Origin of the sequence: Rufibacter glacialis, assembly GCF_008271745.1 — a bacterium.
Taxonomy (GTDB): Bacteria; Bacteroidota; Bacteroidia; order Cytophagales; family Hymenobacteraceae; genus Nibribacter; species Nibribacter glacialis.
Genome location: NZ_VKKZ01000021.1, coordinates 490,383 through 509,215 on the forward strand (window position 1 = coordinate 490,383; position 18,833 = coordinate 509,215).

At 52.6% G+C, this 18,833-nt stretch carries 17 protein-coding genes; 4 read left to right on the plus strand and 13 right to left on the minus strand.

Features of this window, described 5'->3' with window-relative positions; all coding sequences use genetic code 11:
* Positions 1 to 10: 10 nt before the first annotated feature.
* The 6 genes from FOE74_RS13780 to pdhA form a co-directional block, all read right to left on the minus strand.
* Positions 11 to 1,891 (minus strand): pseudouridine synthase, encoded by a 1,881-nt coding sequence (locus tag FOE74_RS13780; protein ID WP_225840813.1) that lies wholly within the window; start codon positions 1,889 to 1,891, stop codon positions 11 to 13.
* Positions 1,892 to 1,959: 68 nt separating this feature from the next.
* Positions 1,960 to 2,523: an SMC-Scp complex subunit ScpB gene (scpB, locus tag FOE74_RS13785; RefSeq protein ID WP_149099188.1), complete on the minus strand. Its 564-nt coding sequence runs from the start codon at positions 2,521 to 2,523 to the stop codon at positions 1,960 to 1,962.
* 17 nt (positions 2,524 to 2,540) lie between these two features.
* Positions 2,541 to 2,924, minus strand: coding sequence for a TraR/DksA family transcriptional regulator (locus FOE74_RS13790; RefSeq protein ID WP_149099189.1), 384 nt, complete (start codon positions 2,922 to 2,924; stop codon positions 2,541 to 2,543).
* An 804-nt stretch (positions 2,925 to 3,728) separates the two neighbouring features.
* Positions 3,729 to 4,211 carry a 6,7-dimethyl-8-ribityllumazine synthase gene (gene ribH, locus FOE74_RS13795; RefSeq protein ID WP_149099190.1) on the minus strand — a complete coding sequence of 161 codons (483 nt, stop codon included), beginning with the start codon at positions 4,209 to 4,211 and terminating at the stop codon, positions 3,729 to 3,731.
* 162 nt (positions 4,212 to 4,373) lie between these two features.
* Positions 4,374 to 5,063, minus strand: coding sequence for a tetratricopeptide repeat protein (locus tag FOE74_RS13800; protein WP_225840814.1), 690 nt, complete (start codon positions 5,061 to 5,063; stop codon positions 4,374 to 4,376).
* Between the two features lie 110 nt (positions 5,064 to 5,173).
* Positions 5,174 to 6,220 carry a pyruvate dehydrogenase (acetyl-transferring) E1 component subunit alpha gene (gene pdhA, locus FOE74_RS13805; RefSeq protein ID WP_149099192.1) on the minus strand — a complete coding sequence of 349 codons (1,047 nt, stop codon included), beginning with the start codon at positions 6,218 to 6,220 and terminating at the stop codon, positions 5,174 to 5,176.
* 140 nt (positions 6,221 to 6,360) lie between these two features.
* On the opposite strand from pdhA, the gene recF reads away from it, so the two are divergent.
* The 4 genes from recF (at position 6,361) to FOE74_RS13825 (ending at position 9,556) form a co-directional block, all read left to right on the plus strand.
* Positions 6,361 to 7,479 carry a DNA replication/repair protein RecF gene (gene recF / locus FOE74_RS13810; protein ID WP_149099193.1) on the plus strand — a complete coding sequence of 373 codons (1,119 nt, stop codon included), beginning with the start codon at positions 6,361 to 6,363 and terminating at the stop codon, positions 7,477 to 7,479.
* Between the two features lie 618 nt (positions 7,480 to 8,097).
* Positions 8,098 to 8,424, plus strand: coding sequence for a DUF721 domain-containing protein (locus FOE74_RS13815; protein WP_188686672.1), 327 nt, complete (start codon positions 8,098 to 8,100; stop codon positions 8,422 to 8,424).
* Between the two features lie 17 nt (positions 8,425 to 8,441).
* Positions 8,442 to 8,915: a hypothetical protein gene (locus FOE74_RS13820; protein WP_149099194.1), complete on the plus strand. Its 474-nt coding sequence runs from the start codon at positions 8,442 to 8,444 to the stop codon at positions 8,913 to 8,915.
* A 65-nt stretch (positions 8,916 to 8,980) separates the two neighbouring features.
* Positions 8,981 to 9,556: an acyl-CoA thioesterase gene (locus FOE74_RS13825; protein ID WP_149099195.1), complete on the plus strand. Its 576-nt coding sequence runs from the start codon at positions 8,981 to 8,983 to the stop codon at positions 9,554 to 9,556.
* Positions 9,557 to 9,606: 50 nt separating this feature from the next.
* On the opposite strand, the gene cls is transcribed toward FOE74_RS13825, so the two are convergent.
* The 7 genes from cls to FOE74_RS13860 all read right to left on the minus strand — a co-directional run bounded on the left by cls (position 9,607) and on the right by FOE74_RS13860 (position 18,777).
* The gene (gene cls, locus FOE74_RS13830) at positions 9,607 to 11,124 is read right to left on the minus strand and encodes a cardiolipin synthase (RefSeq protein ID WP_225840815.1); all 1,518 of its coding nucleotides are present in this window, start codon (positions 11,122 to 11,124) and stop codon (positions 9,607 to 9,609) included.
* Positions 11,125 to 11,180: 56 nt separating this feature from the next.
* Positions 11,181 to 12,212, minus strand: coding sequence for a metal-dependent hydrolase (locus FOE74_RS13835; RefSeq protein WP_149099196.1), 1,032 nt, complete (start codon positions 12,210 to 12,212; stop codon positions 11,181 to 11,183).
* A 447-nt stretch (positions 12,213 to 12,659) separates the two neighbouring features.
* On the minus strand, positions 12,660 to 13,352 hold the full coding sequence (locus FOE74_RS13840; RefSeq protein ID WP_149099197.1) for an ABC transporter ATP-binding protein: 693 nt from the start codon (positions 13,350 to 13,352) through the stop codon (positions 12,660 to 12,662).
* Positions 13,353 to 13,463: 111 nt separating this feature from the next.
* Positions 13,464 to 14,951 (minus strand): DUF5687 family protein, encoded by a 1,488-nt coding sequence (locus FOE74_RS13845; RefSeq protein WP_149099198.1) that lies wholly within the window; start codon positions 14,949 to 14,951, stop codon positions 13,464 to 13,466.
* Positions 14,952 to 15,440: 489 nt separating this feature from the next.
* Positions 15,441 to 16,082, minus strand: a complete 642-nt coding sequence (locus FOE74_RS13850) for a hypothetical protein (RefSeq protein ID WP_149099199.1) — start codon at positions 16,080 to 16,082, stop codon at positions 15,441 to 15,443.
* On the minus strand, positions 16,066 to 16,584 hold the full coding sequence (locus tag FOE74_RS13855) for an RNA polymerase sigma factor (protein WP_123126979.1): 519 nt from the start codon (positions 16,582 to 16,584) through the stop codon (positions 16,066 to 16,068). The genes FOE74_RS13850 and FOE74_RS13855 overlap by 17 nt, the downstream gene beginning before the upstream one ends.
* A 768-nt stretch (positions 16,585 to 17,352) precedes the next feature.
* Positions 17,353 to 18,777 (minus strand): Glu/Leu/Phe/Val family dehydrogenase, encoded by a 1,425-nt coding sequence (locus tag FOE74_RS13860; RefSeq protein WP_149099200.1) that lies wholly within the window; start codon positions 18,775 to 18,777, stop codon positions 17,353 to 17,355.
* Positions 18,778 to 18,833: the final 56 nt, after the last annotated feature.

Here is an 18,833-nt window from a genome sequence, read left to right on the forward strand (position 1 = left end):
GAACGACAGATTACATAAAGTATTTCAGACGCACTACTTCTTTTTCAGATAAGAAACGCCAGTTGCCTCTAGGCAGGTCTTTTTTGGTTAAGCCTGCATACTGCACCCGGTCCAGGGTGACTACATCATAGCCCAGGTGTTCAAAGATGCGGCGCACAATGCGGTTGCGGCCAATGTGGATCTCAATGCCTAAGAACTTGTTGCTGTCTCCTAAAAGCGCCACTTCATCTACTTCGGCTTTGCCGTCTTCCAGCATGAGGCCCTCTTGGATCTGCTTCACATGATCTTGCGTGATGGGCTTGTCCAGTTCTACCTGGTAGATCTTAGAGACCTTGTTAGAAGGGTGCGTCAGTTTCTGGGCCAGTTCGCCGTCATTGGTGAACAACAGCAAACCAGTGGTGTTTCTGTCTAGACGGCCTACCGGGAACATGCGCTCTTTAGAGGCATTCTTCACCAGGTCCATCACGGTTTTGCGGCCCTCAGGGTCATCTGTGGTGGTCAGGAAGTCTTTTGGTTTGTTGAGGAGCACGTACACGGTTTTCTCGCGGCTCAGGGTTTTACGCCCGTACTGCACCGTATCTGTGGGAGCCACTTTATAGCCCATCTCCGTTACCACCTGTCCGTTTACCTTGATCTCACCGGCGGCAATCAACTCATCTGCCTCGCGGCGCGAACAGATACCGGCGTTGGCGATGTAGCGGTTCAGGCGCAGGTCTTCGTTTCCGTACGACTCGTCTCTTTTCTTGCGGCGCTCTTCATAGCGTTTCAGGTTGTAGAAAGGAGCTTCCTGGGTTTCCTCATCAGTGCGCCCGAAGCGGCCTTCTTTGAAACCTTTGCCGTCGGCTCTGGCCGGACGGTCTTTTCTATCTGTACGGTCTGCCCCGCGGGCTGGCCTATCTGTACGATCTGGCCTTGATGAACCCCGCTCCGGACGGTCATCCCGTTTCTGGAAAGATGAAGCACGGTCATCGCGGCCGCGGTTTTCACGTGGAGCACTGCGGTCAAACGGCCGATCGCCTTCCCTGCGGGCTGGGCGCTCTGAACGGTTTTCGTCACGATTTCCAGAAAATGGCCGGTTTTCGCGCGGAGCATCACTGCGGCGCTCATCACGGTTAAAGCCTCCTTCGCGGCGCTCACCGCCCTGGTTATAGCCATTGCCTTCACGGTCGCCGGTTCTTTCTCTGCGGTCATCGCCACCACGGTTGAGCCCACGGTCGTTGCGGTCTGAGGAAAAACCGCCTGGTTTTTGGAAACCACCTTCGCGGCGGTCACCGCTACGGGCCGGACGATTATCGTCTCTGCCGGCTCCGAAAGCCGGACGGTCTGAACCTCGGCGGTCACCGCCCCGCTCGTCACGGTTGCCGAAAGAACGGCGCTCGCCGCCTCTTTCTTCTCCGCCCCTGGCCGGGCCTCTGCCGCCTTCACGACGGTCCTGGAAAGAACCACCGCTGCGGGTGTCTCTGCCTTCAGAGCGGTTGAAGCCGCCTTCTCTGGGGGATCTGCGGTCTGAACGGTCATTCTCACCACGGGGCCTGAAATCTGGGCGGTCGTTGCCTCTGTCTGGTCTCTCAAAGCCGCGGGCCGGACGGAAATCTCCTCCCCGGCGGTCGTTTTCCCTTCTGGGAGCCCGTTCTCTGTTCTCGCGGTTGGTGTTTACTTCTCCGTCACGGTCATCATCTTGGCGCGGTCTTTCTGAACGCTCGCGGCCACCGGTGGCTCTATCTGATGGGTCTGAGTCTCTCTCTCGGTTGCGGAAGCCTCCTTCGCGCCTGTCGCCTTCTGAGCGGTCAAAGCGGGTGCCTCTGCCAAATACTTTCTTGTTGTCATCCCCGGAGTTATTATTCCGTGGACGGTCTGTGCCTTCTTGAGGCATATCTTCGTTTCTAGCCATGTTCTTGTGAAAAATTGCAGTATCGCTACTGTATAAAAAGGATGTGATGCAAGGGATGTGGTGCTATGTTAGAGCGCGGCGGCTTCGCCGATGGTGTTCTCTTCCGGGGCCAGGTCTCTGAGCTGCGGAAGGTCTTTGAGGTGGTTGAGACCAAAATATTCCATGAACTTCTGGCTGGTGCCAAACAGGACGGGGCGCCCAATGGTATTGGCTTTGCCTTTTATTTCCAGCAGGCCTTTCTCCAGCAGCCGCTGGATGGCGTAGTCACAGCTGACGCCTCTGATCTGCTCTACCTGTGAGCGGGTGATGGGCTGTTTGTAGGCAATGATGGCCAGGGTCTCCAAGGCAGAGGCCGACAGCTTCTTCTTGGACTTATGCTTCAATAAAATGCTGACTGAATCTTCATAGGCGGGCTTGGTGAGAAACTGGTAGCCCCCGCCAATGGCGTAAATCTGAAAAGCGAACGCGTCGGTAGAGAATTGAGCATTGAGCTGCTCAATTCCCTCCAACACATCACTCACGCTCACCTCTGTGACCAGGGCCTCAGAAAGGCATTTCTGCAATTCCTCAATAGACACCGGCGAGGTGGCGCAGAAAATAAGCGCCTGAAGATGATTCAGTAACAGGTTCAAATTGTATGCGGTTTAATTTAGTCGTTGCGGCTCATTTTGGCCTCAATGGTGTGCTGCGTATGCGGCACCGCCTTTAAACGCTCCTTCGGGATCAGTTTACCAGACTTGATGCACACCCCGTAGCTTCCGTTCTTGATGCGGATAAGGGCATTCTCCAGCTGCTGGATAAACTTCAACTGTCTAGAGGCCAACTGGTTCAGACTTTCTTTCTCCTGGGTATCTGCTCCGTCTTCCAATACTTTGGAAGTAGAGGCTGTATTGTCAGTACCAGAATCATTTCGTCGACTCAAGGTTTCCTTGATAAAGGCAACCTCCCGGCGGGCGTTGTTCAGTTTCTCAATGATAATTTCCTGAAATTCGTTCAACTCCTCTTGGGAATACCGTTGTTTTTCTTCACTCATGGCTTGTTTTGTTCGTAACGGTTTGGGTATGGTTTGTTTGTATTCAAGATAAGATAGTCAGTCTGCCCTGGTAAATCTTGCTGCCTTAAGTACGGATAATTTATACTACCTCAGGCTTCTACCAATAGACTGTCCATTTATTTTTTGCGCAAAAATACAGTTAATATTTCGTAAAACTAAGCAGAGTATCAAATTGATAGCCGAATTCTTCTATTTCTTCTTTTCAAAGGTACTTTTTTCGGCTGAAACCTTGATAATACAAGTTGGCTCTTTAGAGACAATAGCCTCTGAAAACCGCCTACTTTTAAAGAATTGGCGCTTTTTCGCTGCTTTTGGCTGACCTTTTCTCCCGTTCAACCCTAATGTTTCAGACCTTGCCTCCCAAGGCTCCGTAGGCAAGCAATTTCCTGCTAATCAATTTTTTAACTATTTCTCTCAGACGAGAGACCAAGCAAGTCCACTTCCTTTATTTGGAAAATAGCTTGATTCCAATACGGAAGAGGCCTTCTATGGGCAAGCTTCTTCAGCCGGACCCAGGTTCCAGGTGCCTTATGTGATGGGCAGTAGTGATAAAGATTTACTGCTGGGTTCTTTCAAGGCTTCAGCTCTGGGGCGGCTTGCCTGAGGGACCGCCATCACTATGACTTAATTGCCGGATGGCGGCCATTTGTTTAGCGCCTATTTTAGTGAAACCAGGGCAAAACCACCTCAGTTTTCTTGGGCTACCACCATCCATCAAAAAAAGGAGGGCTAGCCCTATACGTGGTTAGCCCTTCTTCTCTGCTTATTCTTTTCAAGGAAGCCCTAGTTTACCCAGTTCAGCATCTGGATGGCGGTAGCGGCCGCTTCCACGCCTTTGTTCCCGTGTTTACCGCCCGCCCGGTCCCAGGCTTGCTGTTCATCATTGGTGGTGACCAACCCAAAGATCACGGGCTTGTTGAACTTTAGGCCTACCTGGGTGAGGCCTTGGGCCACGGCATGGCAGATGTAGTCATCATGCTTGGTCTCGCCTTTAATCACCACTCCTAAGGCAATAACGGCATCAATCTCGTTGCTCTGGGCCAGGAACTGGGCCCCCAGGGTCAATTCAAAAGAGCCGGGCACAGTGTTGCGGTAAATGTTCTCGGGCTTGGCGCCGTGCTGGAGTAATGTCTCATAAGCCCCTTGGCAGAGGGTGTCGGTGATTTCTTTGTTCCATTCTGCCACTACCAGGCCAAATTTCTTGCCAGAGATGTCTGGCAAGTTATCTGAGTTGTAACTACTGAGGTTTTTAAGGGCGCTTGCCATTTTCTATGAAGGTTAAAGGAAGGGTGGTTCTCTGGGGCTGGTTTGGGCATTTTTTACCCAAACCAGCCCGGAAACGTTCTACGCAAATTTGCACAAAAAAACAGAGCGCCTGCTGAAAATAAATTTCAACAGGCGCTCTGGGTAAGTCGGCTTTGATAAGCCTTATTTCTTGGCTAATCCCTCAGCACGGGCCTTGTATTTCTTAGCGTCGTTCACCTCTGGGCTCAGCGGGTAGTCTGTAATCACGCGGTCAAACACCTCTACGGCCTCTGCGTACTGGTTGCCAGCCTCATAGGCCATGGCGGCTTTCATGAGATACTGCGGAGAGAAGAAGTCATTGGCTTTGTGTTCAGCGGCTTTCTTGTACAGGGAAGCCGCTTCTTCTTTCTTACCCAATTCCAGGTTGGCGTCTCCTTGCAGGCTGTAGGCGCGGGCCTGTAACAGCAAATCATCAGACTTGAACTCCTCCAGGTAATTGAGGGCCTCCTGGAATTTGCCTTGTTTCAAGGAAGCCACGCCGGCGTAGAAGTTGGCCAGTTTACCCGCTTTGGTGCTGCCGTACTCTTCTGCCACGGACTTGAAGCCCGCGTTCTGGCCGTCGCCGTTCAGGGCTTTGTTCAAGGAATCAGCTTCTAAATAATACTCTGCCTGGAACATGGCAGCCAAGGCTTCCTCGTTTTTAGTCTGCTGGTTCTGGTAATACAGAAACCCACCTACTATGGCGAGCGCAATGGCTACAAAGATCCCGATAAAGAGGTTTTTGTTACGTTCCACAAAGTTCTCCGACTGGAGTAGCCGGTCAGCCAGCGCATCCGGGTTTTCTAATAGCTCGAATTCGCCTTCTCGCTTCATTGTGTTGTTTGACATCAGTAAGTATGAATAAAATTTAGATGCTGTTCTTGAAAAAAGCCTTGCCCGTTGAACCCCAAACGGTTAGCTTGGGTTCCCGCGGGCCTGGTTTTTTAGTCCATCACGTAAGGGTAGTTAGGCTCTACGTAGATGTCGGTGTACAATTCCTCTGGTTCTGGGTACGGAGACTTCTCCGCGAACTCCACCGACTCCTGTACCTGGGCCTTGATTTTGTTGTCAATCTCTTCCAGTTCCTGCTCAGTAGCGTATTGGTTCTCCAGAATGGTGAAACGCACGCTCTCAATAGGATCTTGGTTACGGTAGTTCTCCAGTTCCTCTTTGGTACGGTACTTAGCCGGGTCAGACATAGAGTGGCCTTTGTAGCGGTAGGTGCGGAACTCCAGGAAGGTAGGGCCTTCACCGGCGCGGGCACGCTCAGCGGCACGGGCTACGGCATCATGCACATCTTCGCAACGCATGGCATTTACCGCCTCAGAAGGCATGTCATAAGACAAGCCTAGTTTGTAGAGTTCGGTCACGTTAGACGTACGCTGCACCGAGGTACCCATGGCGTAGCCGTTGTTCTCTACCACAAAGATCACGGGCAGTTTCCAGAGCATGGCCATGTTGAAGGCCTCATGCAAGGCTCCCTGACGCACGGCACCGTCACCCATGTACGTGATGCACAGGTTGCCGGTCTTGTTGTATTTCTCAGCGAAGGCCAGACCCGCGCCCATAGGCACCTGGGCACCCACAATCCCGTGGCCGCCGGCGAAATTGACTGATTTGTCAAAAATGTGCATGGAACCGCCTTTGCCTTTAGAGCAACCGGTGGATTTGGCGTACATCTCGGCCATAACAGCGTTAGGAGAAGTTCCCAGCCCCAGCGGGTGGGCGTGGTCACGGTAGGCCGTGATCCATTTATCGTCTTTGGTGAGGGCGGTGATGGCACCGGCCGCACAGGCTTCCTGGCCAATGTAGAGGTGACAGAAACCTTTGATTTTCTGCTGGCCGTATAACTGGCCGGCTTTCTCCTCAAATTTGCGCATGAGTTGCATCATCTCATACCAGCGCATATAGGTCTCTTTTGAAAATGCTGGGGCAGCGTTTACCTTTGCCTTTTTCGCATTATTCGTCTTCGCTGCTTTCGTCTCTGCCATACTAGTATAGGTAATTCGTAAGGGTTAAGTCAAAAATTTCAGAACTTGCCTGCTGGCTTTTTACCGGTAGCTTTAGCCCCGGGTTGGTTCTGTAAGGTATTATAACATGCGAAATTAAGTAAAAATCTGAAAACAAGTTCATGCTCCTCGAAAATCTACACGTCCTGCACTTCAAGAACTACGAGGAAGCTACCTTGCCTTTTTCTCCGCACATCAACTGTTTCATTGGCGACAACGGCAGCGGCAAGACTAACCTATTAGACGCCATCCACTACCTCTCGCTCACCAAAAGCGCTTTTACCTCCTCAGACCTGCAGAACATCAAAGAGGGCGAGGACTATTTCATTGTACGCGGCCGGTTTAAAACCGAAGAGAAAATAAGCGCCGTGCAGTGTTATTTAAAAAACGGGCAGAAAAAGATTATCACCTTAAACAAAGCCCCTTATGAGCGGGTGAGCGAACATGTGGGCAAGTTCCCGGTGGTGCTCATCTCGCCCTATGACACCGACCTGATCAGGGAGGGCAGTGAGGAGCGCCGCAAATTCTTTGACTCGCTCATGGCCCAGCTGGACCACTCCTATCTGGACCTGCTCATTCATTATACCTACGTGCTTAAGCAGCGCAACTCGCTTCTGAAGCAGTTCTATGAAAAGAACTATGTGGACAAGGAGTACCTGCAAGTGTTAGATGAGCAACTCATGCCACTGGGCACGGAACTGGGCATCAGGCGGGCGGCCTTTCTGGAATCCTTTGAACCCGTGTTCCAGCGGCACTACCGGCACCTTTCAGATTCCCATGAAGTGGTGACGCTGGCCTACCAGAGCCAGCTCCTGCGGCAGAACTATGCCTACCTGCTAGACCAGAGCCACCGCAAAGACCTGCTCCTGCAACGCACCACCGTGGGCCCGCACAAAGACGATTTCGTGTTCCTGATGGAGGGCAAGAGCGTGAAGAACTTCGGCTCACAGGGGCAGCAGAAAAGCTATGTGATTGCCCTCAAGCTGGCCCAGTTTGAGATGCTTTCTGCGAAAAACGGCCAGAAACCGCTCCTGCTCCTGGACGATATCTTTGACCGCCTGGACGAGAAGCGCATCACGCAGCTCATGCAACTGGTGGCCAACCACACCTTCGGCCAGATTTTCCTTACAGACACGCACCTGGACCGCACCGATAAAATCCTTCAGCCCCTGTCTAACAATATCAGGCGGTTCAGAATCTCAGAAGGCACCGCCGAGACCATTGAGGAGGAAGACCTGTAGCGGCGTTACCCTGTAACGCCGAAGCTGATTTATCTTTAGGCAGTTCTCCTCTGTAAACCACCAAACTGATCTGGCTAGGGGAAAATCACTGTTTTGAGGAACTGCTCTGGCGGCTTGCACCACGGTTTGGGGACTTGCACCTCGGTTTGGGACTTGCACCTCGGTTTGGGACTTGCACCTCGGTTTGGGACTTGCACCACAGTTTGGGACTTGCACCACGGCGTTACGGTGTAACGCCGCTACAGTGGATTCTCATGCTGGGATAGATATACCCCTGATTTTTGCTTCTTTTCTGGAAAGTAGGCCAAAAGGCCGAATGGGGTTATAATTGCTTCTTTGTAGTAGTCTCCTTCCCGGCTCTGATGGTGGTTCTCCTATGTCAGCGCTTTAGGGTTCATTGAAATAATATCAGCCTTTTCGGCCGTAGATTGCGGAGAAGTCTCGTATGAAGGAAAGGTGCTTTGGACTGGATTTCTGTAAAACAGCCTGTCAACAGCAAGTGTATAACTCTGGTAACCGTGGGGATAACCCGGTTGGTAAATTCATCTGGCCAAACCCCACCAAAGCGCCTGCAATTAAAGTAATTTAGCGCCGTAGCCTTACCTAAAAAAGCCCTTTATGTCCCTGCGTCCGCTTAATCCTACCAGTCCGTTCATGCGCAAAGCTGATACTATCTCTTTGAAAGACAGCATTGATGCCATGCTCAAAGCCTATAAGCTGAACGGGAAGCTGAGTGAGGTGCAGTTGGTGAGCTCCTGGGAGAAGATCATGGGCAAGGCCATTGCCCTTAAAACCCAGGAGGTGTTCGTGCGCAACCGTAAGCTGTTCGTGCGCCTTACCTCGGCCCCGCTCAAGCACGAGCTGAACATGGCCAAGACCAAAGTCATCTCCCTCATCAATTCTGAGATGGGCGAGAAAGTGATTGATGACGTAGTGTTCCTGTAATACTGGCCTAGTCCCCTATGAAATATCTTCTTCTTGCAGGGTTCCTGATAGGTGTCAGAATGGGTAGCGGCCAATCTGTTCCCCCTGCTCTGGATACCTTGTTGCTGAAGAAGATAGTGGATACTTCCCTTCATTTCCGGAGTGGTGACTTTCCAAAAGAGCCGAGGCTTGCCCTGCTTCTCATCTCAAAGGAAGCCGGCATTTACCAATTGGAGTCGCTGTATGCCACCTCTCCTGCTTTTGATCTATCCAATCAGCAGCTTCTTCTCCAAAAACTCAGAAAACAACCCGCTGGTGCTCTGCCAGATACTTTCTCAGCAGTGGTTTCACTTGAGTTCGGCCTGGCCGGAAATGCGTCTTTTCCCTCACTTGCTGAGAAGCAGGCCGTACAAAAGAAAATTACCGACCTAAGGAATAAACGCCAGCTGGTGCTGCACCAAGGAAAGATGACGTTATCTTCCATCACCTGTTCCTCCATCAGTACCAGGTAATCCAGAGGTGCGTTCCTGATTCTCCCGGTTTCTACCCTATTTCTGGAAAACAGCGTAGAAGCCCCATGCACGAACCTATTCCAGAACCAGACATCTTCAGGGCAGTCTCCCATTCCCGCACCACCCTCACCGAACTGATGATTCCCAGCTACGCCAACTTCGGGGGCAAGATCCACGGGGGTATTCTGCTGTCGCTCATGGACAAAGTAGCCTATGCCTGCGCGGCCAAGCATGCGGGTAACTACTGCGTGACGGTCACAGTGGACGGGGTTAATTTTCTGCAGCCGGTAGAGGTGGGCGAGCTGGTGAGCTTGATGGCCTCTGTGAACTACGTGGGCCACACCTCTTTGCTGGTGGGCATCAAAGTCATCGCTGAGAATGTGAAATCGGGCTTCGTGAAGCACACCAACACCTCTTACTTTACCATGGTGGCCAAAGGCGAAGACGATAAACCCACCAAAGTGCCCGGCCTTCTATTGGAGAGTGCAGAAGATGCCCGGCGCTTTTTGGAGGCCCTGCAACGCAAAGAGATCAAGGCCCGGTCTGAGCGGGAGTTCAAAGAGATAAAAACCAACCTGGAGCTGCGCCAGAATATCTCTGCCCTGGTAGGCCAGCGGTGCCAGCTGGGGTTTGCCCTTTAAGCAGCTATAGGTTCCTTTGCCTGAAAACAGGCCCTAAACACCTTCCCCTCCTACAGCAACGGCGACAGCAAACGGGCCAGTTTCTCAAAGAACTGTTTCAGGCGAGACCTTTCCCGCCAGGCTTCCAGCTCAATCTTGGTGGCGTGCTCCAGGTCCTGGTAGAAAACATCGCGCAGCTGCTGGGAAAGGGCGGTATCATAGACCACGGCATTCACCTCAAAGTTGAGCTCAAAGCTGCGGTTGTCCATGTTGGCGGTACCTACCATGCTCACGGTGCCGTCTATGACCATGGTCTTGGAATGGACGAAACCTTTCTGGTACAGGTAAATCTCTACGCCGGCCTTGAGCATGTCATCATAATATGACCAGGCCGCCGCGTTCACCAGCGCGGAGTCTGAGGTACCCGGTACCAGCAGCTTCACAGAGACTCCTCCCATGGCCGCCACGGTCAGCGCCTGCAGAATACTCTCGCCAGGAATAAAGTACGGCGAGGTGATCAGGACTTCTTTCTGAGCCAGGAAGATGGCCTGCAGCAACGAGAACAGGATGGTTGGATGCGGAGAGTCTGGCCCGCTGGCGGCAATCTGCACCAAGGTGTGGGATTCTGGCTGGGGCTCGGCAACAAAGTAACTTCTATGCGGGTGCAGCTGCTGGCCCGAGGAGAAGTTCCAGTCACAGAAAAACAGGTACTGCAGGTAATAGATGCCGGGGCCCTGTATTTTCAGGTGGGTGTCGCGCCAGAAAAGCCTTTCCTGGTGCTGGGGCTGGTTGATGTACCGGTCTGCAATGTTGATGCCGCCTACAAACCCTATCTGGGCGTCTATGATGATGATCTTGCGGTGGTTGCGGTAATTGAGCCGGTTGGCCAGCAACAGGAAGTGGATTTTGTGGAACGGATAGGCCTCTACCCCGGCCGCCCGTAGCTCGGCCACGTATTCTCCCCGGATGGCCCTGCTGCCGTAATCATCATAGATAAAGCGCACCTCCACCCCGGCCCGCGCCTTCAGAATCAGGACATCCTTGATTTGGTTGCCTATGGTATCATTGTCAATGACGTAGTATTCCAGGTGGATGTGGTGTTGGGCCTGGCGCAGCGCCTGTAGCACCTTCGGGAATTTCTCCTCGCCGTTCAGCAGTAGTTCCACGTGGTTGCCGCCGGTCAAGGGACTAAGGCCGTCTTTCACCAAAAGCTTCACCAGTTCTTTGTAGCCTTGCACCGTCGCACTGCTGGCGAATATTTCCTTGGAGTAGGAAATCACCCGTTCTTCCAGCTCCTGCAGGAAGATCTCGCCCTCCACCAGTTTCTTGGTGTACATGCGGCGCTTCTTGTAGTTGATGCCGAAGGAGAAGTAGATGATGATGCCTATCACCGGCACAAAGATCACCAGCAGCAGGTAGGCCAGTGTTTTGGAGGTAGAATCGGTGTCATAGATAATCCGCAGGCATACCCCTATCATCACCGTGAAGTACACGATGTTCCAGATCAGCAACCAATCAATGCTTTCCAGCAGATACGCCACTTGGATTCTCTTTAACGTGAACGGAGGTATGGGTTGAAAAGCCCTCATCAGCGGAGGGCTCTAGCAATTTATAAGTTCTCTTTAGGCATTTACTGGCCTTTCGCTTAAGGTTTCTTCTCCCGCCCCACCAGGATCATCTTGAACATAGCCTTGAGCGCCTCTTGGTTCCAGCCTCGTAAGCGGCCGCGCTGCATGACCAGTTTGTTGTCTATGCCCTGCGGATACAGATAGTAATGGAACGTGAATGGGTTGCGGGGGTTCTGCCAGCCCATGATTTGCCCGTACCGCAGCACGTTGAACACCAGCGAGTCATTCCGGCGCTCTACGGTATAATACCCCCGGGCAAATTTCTGTAGTTCCTGTACTTCCTGTTGGTCTGGTGCGGAGGTCAGCAAAGTCTTGTTCTGGGGGAAATACTGGAATTTGGTGGTGAGTTCCGGCGGAGAGAAGACAGACACGTGGCCCACATAATACCCGGCCTCTGCCTGCGCCACCACGTACCACAGCCAATTGTTCAGCGGCGTGGGCGTGACAAAAAATCCAGAGTAAGGCAGCTTTTGTTTTTCCAGGGAGGCTATTACTTTCTCCCGCACCTGTATCTGGTTTGACACGGCGTACCCCAGGTAAAGCGCCGGCAGCACCAAACCTGCCACCGCCCAGCGCCACCGGGCGGGGTGCGTGTCCTTGAGCCAGAGCAGGGCCACCAGCGCCACGGCAGACCCCAAAGAAAAGAAAGGATCTGCCACATACAGCAGGTGAAAAGAAAAGCGATGGTGCTGGAAAGGCTCCAGCAGGCCGGTTCCATAGGCGGTACAGGTATCTACCAGGTCATGTACGACCAGCTGCACCAGGAAAAACAGGAAGAACTGCCCCCAGGAGATCTGCCGGTCTTTGTACCACCGGTGCGCCAAGGCACTTAGTAGCAGGGCCGCTACCAGCGCGAACAGAAGGGAATGGGTAGCCCCCCGGTGCACCAGCAGATTCTGGTAGGGCTCTAACCACAGGGCCGCGGCCACGTCTAGGTCTGGCAGGTTCGCCGCCACGGCCCCCCAAAGCAAAGCCCGTTTGCCTAGCTTTTTAGACAGCAAGAGGTCGCCGAGGCAGGCCCCCAGCGCGGCGTGGGTGAGTGAATCCATGGAGAGGTGGGTCTTGAAGGTAGGCTATACGCCCGAAACTACAACTGCGTTTTAGGCCAGATTTTTCAAAACAAGCCTGGAAAGAAGAGCCTCCCGTGGTGGTTCGGCGGAAGCCAATTTGTCTTTTAGGTAAGTTCCCTTGACGCCCGGCTGCTTTATTGTAAACTAGGCCATGAGGACCTCCAAGGCTGATGTTCTAAGTATATTTGCTGACCGACGATGCCCTCATAAACTTGCCCATTTTCCTAAATTAGGCTTTAAATGGCATTGGTCTGCATCACCAGTTTCTCACCCCCACATTAAGCGGCACTGGCTTCCAAAAGAAGATGCTTTGTTTAAGGGCTGTTTTTGAAAAACGGCCCTTAAACAAAGCATTCTGCATTACCCACCACCTGTGGATTAGTGTGTTTCGACATTCTGCTTTTCCACAGAAAGACTGGTGGATAACTAGACGGTAAAGTAGCTTTCCAGCTGCTGAAGCGTGGTTTCGTCGGTTTTCATGTCTTCTACTACCTTGCCTTTTTCCAGCAGCACAATGCGGTCACACACCTCGGTGACGTGGCTCAGGTCATGGCTGGAGATAAGCATGGTCATGCCCCGGCATTTGAGGTCTTTGAGCAGGTTCTTGAGCCTGATCTGAGAGCTGGGGTCCAGGTTGGCGAAGGGTTCATCCAGAATAAGCAGATCAGGATCAGACATGACGGCGGCGGCCACGCCTACCTTTTTCTGGTTTCCTTTAGAGAAGTCCCTGATGTACTTGCGCTGTTCCAGGATCTCCCCGTTGAAGAAGTCCCGGAAGCTTTCCAGGAAAGCCTGCACATCACCCGTGGTCAAGCCATGCAGCTTGCCCAGGAAGGCGAAATACTCCTCGGGGGTAAGGAAATCAATCAGGAAGCCTTCGTCCAAATGCGAGCCAGTGTATTGTTTCCAGTCCTCTGTGGAGCGCACGTTCTCGCCCTGGCTGAACACCTCACCGCTGGAGGGCCTGATCAGGTCCAGGATCATCCGGAAGAAGGTGGTCTTGCCAGCCCCGTTGTTGCCCACCAGCCCTACGGTTTCCCCTTTCTGCACGGAGAGGGCGGGAATATTCACTACGGTTACCCCGTTGTAGCTTTTTTGGAGGTCGCGTACTTCTATCATATTGTTTTCAATTGGCGCATGCCGGCAACCTTGAAAGGGCCATCACTTGCGTTGTTGTAAGACTTTAACTGCAGAGACAAATTTTTTCCTTGGTCACGCTAGACCACCCGCTTATGCCTGCCTGAAACCGGCGGCAATGGCGTACTTCTCCCGCTGGAACCGGTTGACCACCACGCCCAGCAACTGCCGGTGGAAGATGAATCCCAGCAGCCCTACCAGCGCCATGGCGGCAATGCCCCACCACGGTCTATCCATCAGCCCGAAGGGCAGGTAGATCAGGATGGGCAGCAGGAGGGCCGGCAACATCATGATGAACTGGGAAGCCCCCACCCCCTGCCAGTTGAAAGAAGCGCTCTTGCTCAGGTCAATGCGTTTCTTGTTGTAGGTGCTCAGGAACAACACCACAAAAGTGTTGATGCCTATGTTGTAGAGAAAACAGGCGGTATTGATGAGCACGATCTTGCCGCCTATGCCCGGCATGAGCCCGTAGAGCAGCGTGACCAGATACGCAATGGTGCAGGCAGGTACAAAGAGCCAGAACTTGCCCAGGTAAAAGGTATAGGGGCTCAAGCGCTTGGTGAGCAAGGCATCAAAATGGGCACTCTGCCAGCCCGGCACAAACTGCCCGTAACTGAGCATCAGGAAGCCGGTCATGAAAATACCCGGGAAGATGAGCATGGCAAAGCCGTTGGTGTAGATCTCATTGGTGTAGAAGATGAACCCGTACGCCAGAAAGAAGACAGACATCATGGTAGTGGACTTGGGCCGTTTGTGGCGCAGGATCAACTTCAGCTCCAGTCCAATCAGGGTGCCCAGTTCCCCAAAGCGCTGCAAAAAACCGATCTCAGCGGAGGCTCCTACGCTCGCCTGTTTTCTGACGCGCATCTCTTCTGGGTAGGTATGCGCCATCAGGAACCGGTAATTGAGCAGGTACACGGCCACCAGCAGCACCAGCGGCACCAGCACCCACACCGGGTTCTGGCCCAGGGCCTGGAAGAAAGTACCCGAGGCGGCGCCCAAGGAAATGTACCCCAGGTAATCTACCAGGGCCAGGGCTACTACCGCCAACAGAAACCCCACCGTCACCATGGGTTTCTCTACCAGTTGGCGCTTGAAATACAGGGTCAGGAAATTATTGGTGAGCGTGAGCAGGAAAAGCCCCAGCACCCACAGCCACACCCCGCTGGTGCCGTACACCGCAGGCAATACTTTCATCGCGAACGGAATGAACAGCAGCAAGGGCAGAAAATTGAAGAGGCTGGTAATGGACTTCCAGAGCACGAAATGCACTAATTTCCCCTTGCCCACCGGCAGGTGCAGATACGGCTGAATGCCCAGCACCGGCAGTTCCTGCATGAAGAACCGCAACGCCAGGTCTAGCAGAAAGTAATAGAGCAACACCCCGTTGATGATGGCCACCGGATCTTTTCCGGGCAGCAGCTGTTCCAGGATCTTGTCCAGGAACAGGCTGATCAGCACCACATACAGCAGCAGGATCAGCATGAAGAACCCCAGGACCAGGTTAATGGCCAGGTTCTTCTGCCACACGCTTGACCGGGTGGCTTCTTTCCATTGGTGAGAAAGTAAAACTTTAAGCATACGTACAGAAGGATAAGGAGGCCTTTCTCTTCCATTAGTCTGTACAAGCGCCTATATATTACAGGTCTGTTAGGTCTTTTTACGCCTTTCCTGAGGATGTTTTCTCAAAAACAGGCTAAAAACCAGGGTTCTGAAACCAAAGGAGGATGAAAAGAGAGTGCTTGAACCAATCTTGTCGAAGAGACGCCATAGCGGGATTTTATCTGGTAGTTGGGCAAGCAACCCTAGATCTGGCCGTACCAACAAGCAGTAGACGGTTGCTTAACCATTTAGGAAAATGCCGCTGTTTAGTGAAAACGGCCCGAAAACAATGGTAAGAAAAGCCTTAACAGGAAAAATCCTCCAAGGCTTGCCCAGATGTAAGGAAAAGTATCCGCAGAGGATTTTACCTATAAAGCGGCATCTTCTGAAAAAGCAGGAATAAATTTTATAGAAGAAAACAAGAAGGGTCACACGGTCAGGAAGGAAAACCCACGTGGAACAGAAAATTTATGCCGCGGCTACCTCCAGGCTTTCCAGTTCACAATAGGCGCCTTTCAAGGATTTGAGGTGGTTGCCGAACATCTTCCGGATGTACCATCTCAGGAAGAAATAGCCCAGCACGGCCCCAATCACAAACCCCAGGATCAACCGGAAATACATCTGCTCCCAGGGCAGGTGCGAGAGGCTGATGCCTTTGGCCAGTTTCAGGTAGGCCAACTGCCCGGCGGCCAGGCCGATGGGCGCCAGGAGCATGTTCGTCCAGAAATAGAGCTTGGTAAGCCCATGGAGCATCTCAATCAGGTTGCCTAAGGTGGCCCTCAGGTTGGTGGTAGTCACATTCAAGCCTTTCAAATAAGACAGCCGAGCCCAGAAATAGCCCAGGAACGGCAGGCAGATCACCATCACCACCATGCACAGCGCCTGAAAAGCCGGGTCTTCCTTGAAGAAGATAGCCCCCAGGCCCGCCACCAGAATGGTCATGACCTGCACCCCCAACTCAAAGTAGATGTTGCGTTTCAGGGTGGTCACGGCATTCTCCGTGCGGGCTTTGAGCAGGCCCGCAATCTGGGACTCCGTCACTTGGTGGGCGGCGGCAGCCTGGGCGGCATATACCTTCCAGGTATCTTTGAGGCTATCTAATTTCATCATACACCGGGGTTAACAACTTCTCTAATTTCGCCTTGATGCGGTTCAATTTCACACCCACGTTTGATTTGGTGATACCTATGATTTCAGCCATTTCATCATAGCTTCTATCTTCCAGGTACAGCATCACAATGGCCTTCTCTACCTGAGAAAGCTGGTCAATAGCGGCATAGAGGTACTTGATTTTCAATTCGTACTCAGCGGAGGTATCTGGCGCGGCCGGAATCTGCAGGTCCATGTCTGAGAGAGACCCGTGGTGCGGCCGGCGGCTTTCCTTCCGGAAACTGGAGACAGCGGTGTTCAGCGCCACCCGGTACATCCAGGTACTTACCTTGGATTCGTGCTTAAACGTAGGATAGGACCGCCAAAGTTGCAGTACTATTTCCTGAAACAGATCTTTCCGCTCTTCCGGGTCCCGGCAGTACATGCTGCATACCTTATGGATCAGAGCCTGATCCTGGGCAATGAGCTTGACAAATTCTGCGCGTAAGGCCGGATTCTCCACCGTGGTACGAAAAGGTTTACATATTAGTAGCCAAGGCCACTGGTAAATTACAGGAACCACCTGAAATACGGAACAGTCTGCCTCTAATAAACCTGTTTATGGGCCCTTTCCTGAAAAAGAACCTAAAACGGCTGGTCTGAGGTGAATTTCTGTTTTGGTTCAGGATCTGGTGTTATTTCCTTATTAGCTTCTATTTATTCTCAACTAAGGACCGCCTTTCCCGGTTTCGCTGCGAGGCAGCGAGGGCAGTCGCAGACTTCCCAAATTGGTAGGTCCAAGTTGAAAACTTGAACCAGATATTTGTTGGTTGGAGAAGTAAATCTGCGCTTTCCTTCGTTCCTCATAGGGGAGTATAAAATTGTTAGGCAGTAAGGCATTTCCCTGCTTCTTTCTGTAAATCAAGCCCAAAACCCAATACCGGGGTTCCTTCTCCCTCAGGGAGAAGGTTAGGATGAGGGAAATGTTGCCAAGTAGATAGGCCTTTGCTTTGAACACCCGCAGCCCCTCACCCTAGCCCTCTCCCCCGGGGAGAGGGAAATTCTGTTATCACGCCTTTTCCCTGCCTTTGGCACTTTGCTAAAAGTCTTCGCTACCCCAAGAATAGCGGAAACCCTCTTCCCTCACCTCTTTAGGAACCACAACCTACCTCCGCTTTAAACCGGCAGTAAACGAAAAGCTTCCTCCGTAAAAAAAAGCCCTGCCAGAAAAGATCTGGCAGGGCTTCCTGTTTTCAGGCTGATTTCCGGAAAACAAGCAAAAAAACAAACCTTACGGGAAAATACCCAGCGACTGGTAGCTGACGCCAATCTTCTCAATGGCAGCATAGAAACCAGCGGTACGCAGGTCAGTGATGCCTTTGATCTGGTGCGTCACCTCCCGCATTTCCTGGTAAGCTGTGATCATGGTGTCTTCCAGGCCAGAATACACCAGGTCGCGTTCATCGGCGCCGTGGATGATCAGGAGTTTCTCCTCGGCGGTAAGGGTTTTCCCGGTGGTTTTCTCAATAGTGCTCACTAAACGTTTCAGGCTGGCTTCCTCGGCGCGTTTGCCCATGCGCCCGAAGCGCACGTTAGACAAGTTCTTGAGCCACTCAAAGTAAGAAACGGTTACCCCACCCGCGTTCAGGTACAGATCCGGAAGAATCACCACACCGCGGGCATGCAAGATGCGCTCCGCTTCCTGCGTGATAGGACCGTTCGCACCCTCGGCAATGATTTTGGCTTGGATGCGCTCAGCGTTATCCAGGTGAATCACGTTCTCCAGGGCAGCCGGCAGCAACACGTCACATTCGTACTCCAGCATCTCCGCTGAGTTGGGGATGAATTTCCCGTCAGGGTATCCCTCAAACGTACTGTTTTCTTTCCGGTACAGGAAAATGCTGTCAATGTCCAGTCCGTCGGGGTTAAAGAGACCGCCTTCACGCTCGGCCACTCCAATGATCAGGGCACCGTCTTGCTGCAGGAACTTGCCGGCATGGTAGCCCACGTTCCCTATCCCCTGGATGATGATCCGCTTGCCGGCTACGCCGCTGCTCAGGCCAAGGGGCTTGAGTACCGCCTCGTCATGCAAGGCTTCGCGCAGCCCGAAGAAGATACCTAAACCAGTGGCCTCGTTCCGGCCCCTGATCCCGCCCTGGCCTACCGGCTTCCCGGTCACGCAGCCTAAGGCGTTGGTCTCGCCAAACTTGAAGGTGTGGTAGGTATCGGCTATCCAGGCCATTTCGCGGCTACCGGTGCCATAGTCGGGCGCGGGCACATCTACGGCCGGGCCGATGAGGTTTTTCTTGATGAGTTCTGAGGCAAACCGGCGGGTAACCCGTTCCAGCGTCTCAACCGAGGAGGTTCTGGGGTTGATCTTGACCCCACCTTTAGCCCCGCCAAACGGCACATCTACCACGGCACACTTGAATGTCATGAGGGTGGCCAGCGCTACTACCTCATCTTCGTCTACGTGCATGCTGTACCGGATACCGCCTTTAGTAGGCAGCTTGTGTTGGCTGTGCTGGGCCCTTATTCCCTCAAACACCTGTATCTGGCCGTCTACCTCAACCGGGAAGTTGACTTTGTAGACACTGTTACAGATCTTGATCTGGGAGATGATACCAGGGTGGAGTTTGGAATGTTGGGCTGCCTGGTCAAAGTAATAATGGACACTGTCCAGAAACTCTCTGCCGGGTGAAACGGGTTGGCTCATAGTTCATGCATTTGGTGGTCCTGAGTAAAACGTACTAACACACGTTCACGTTGCTT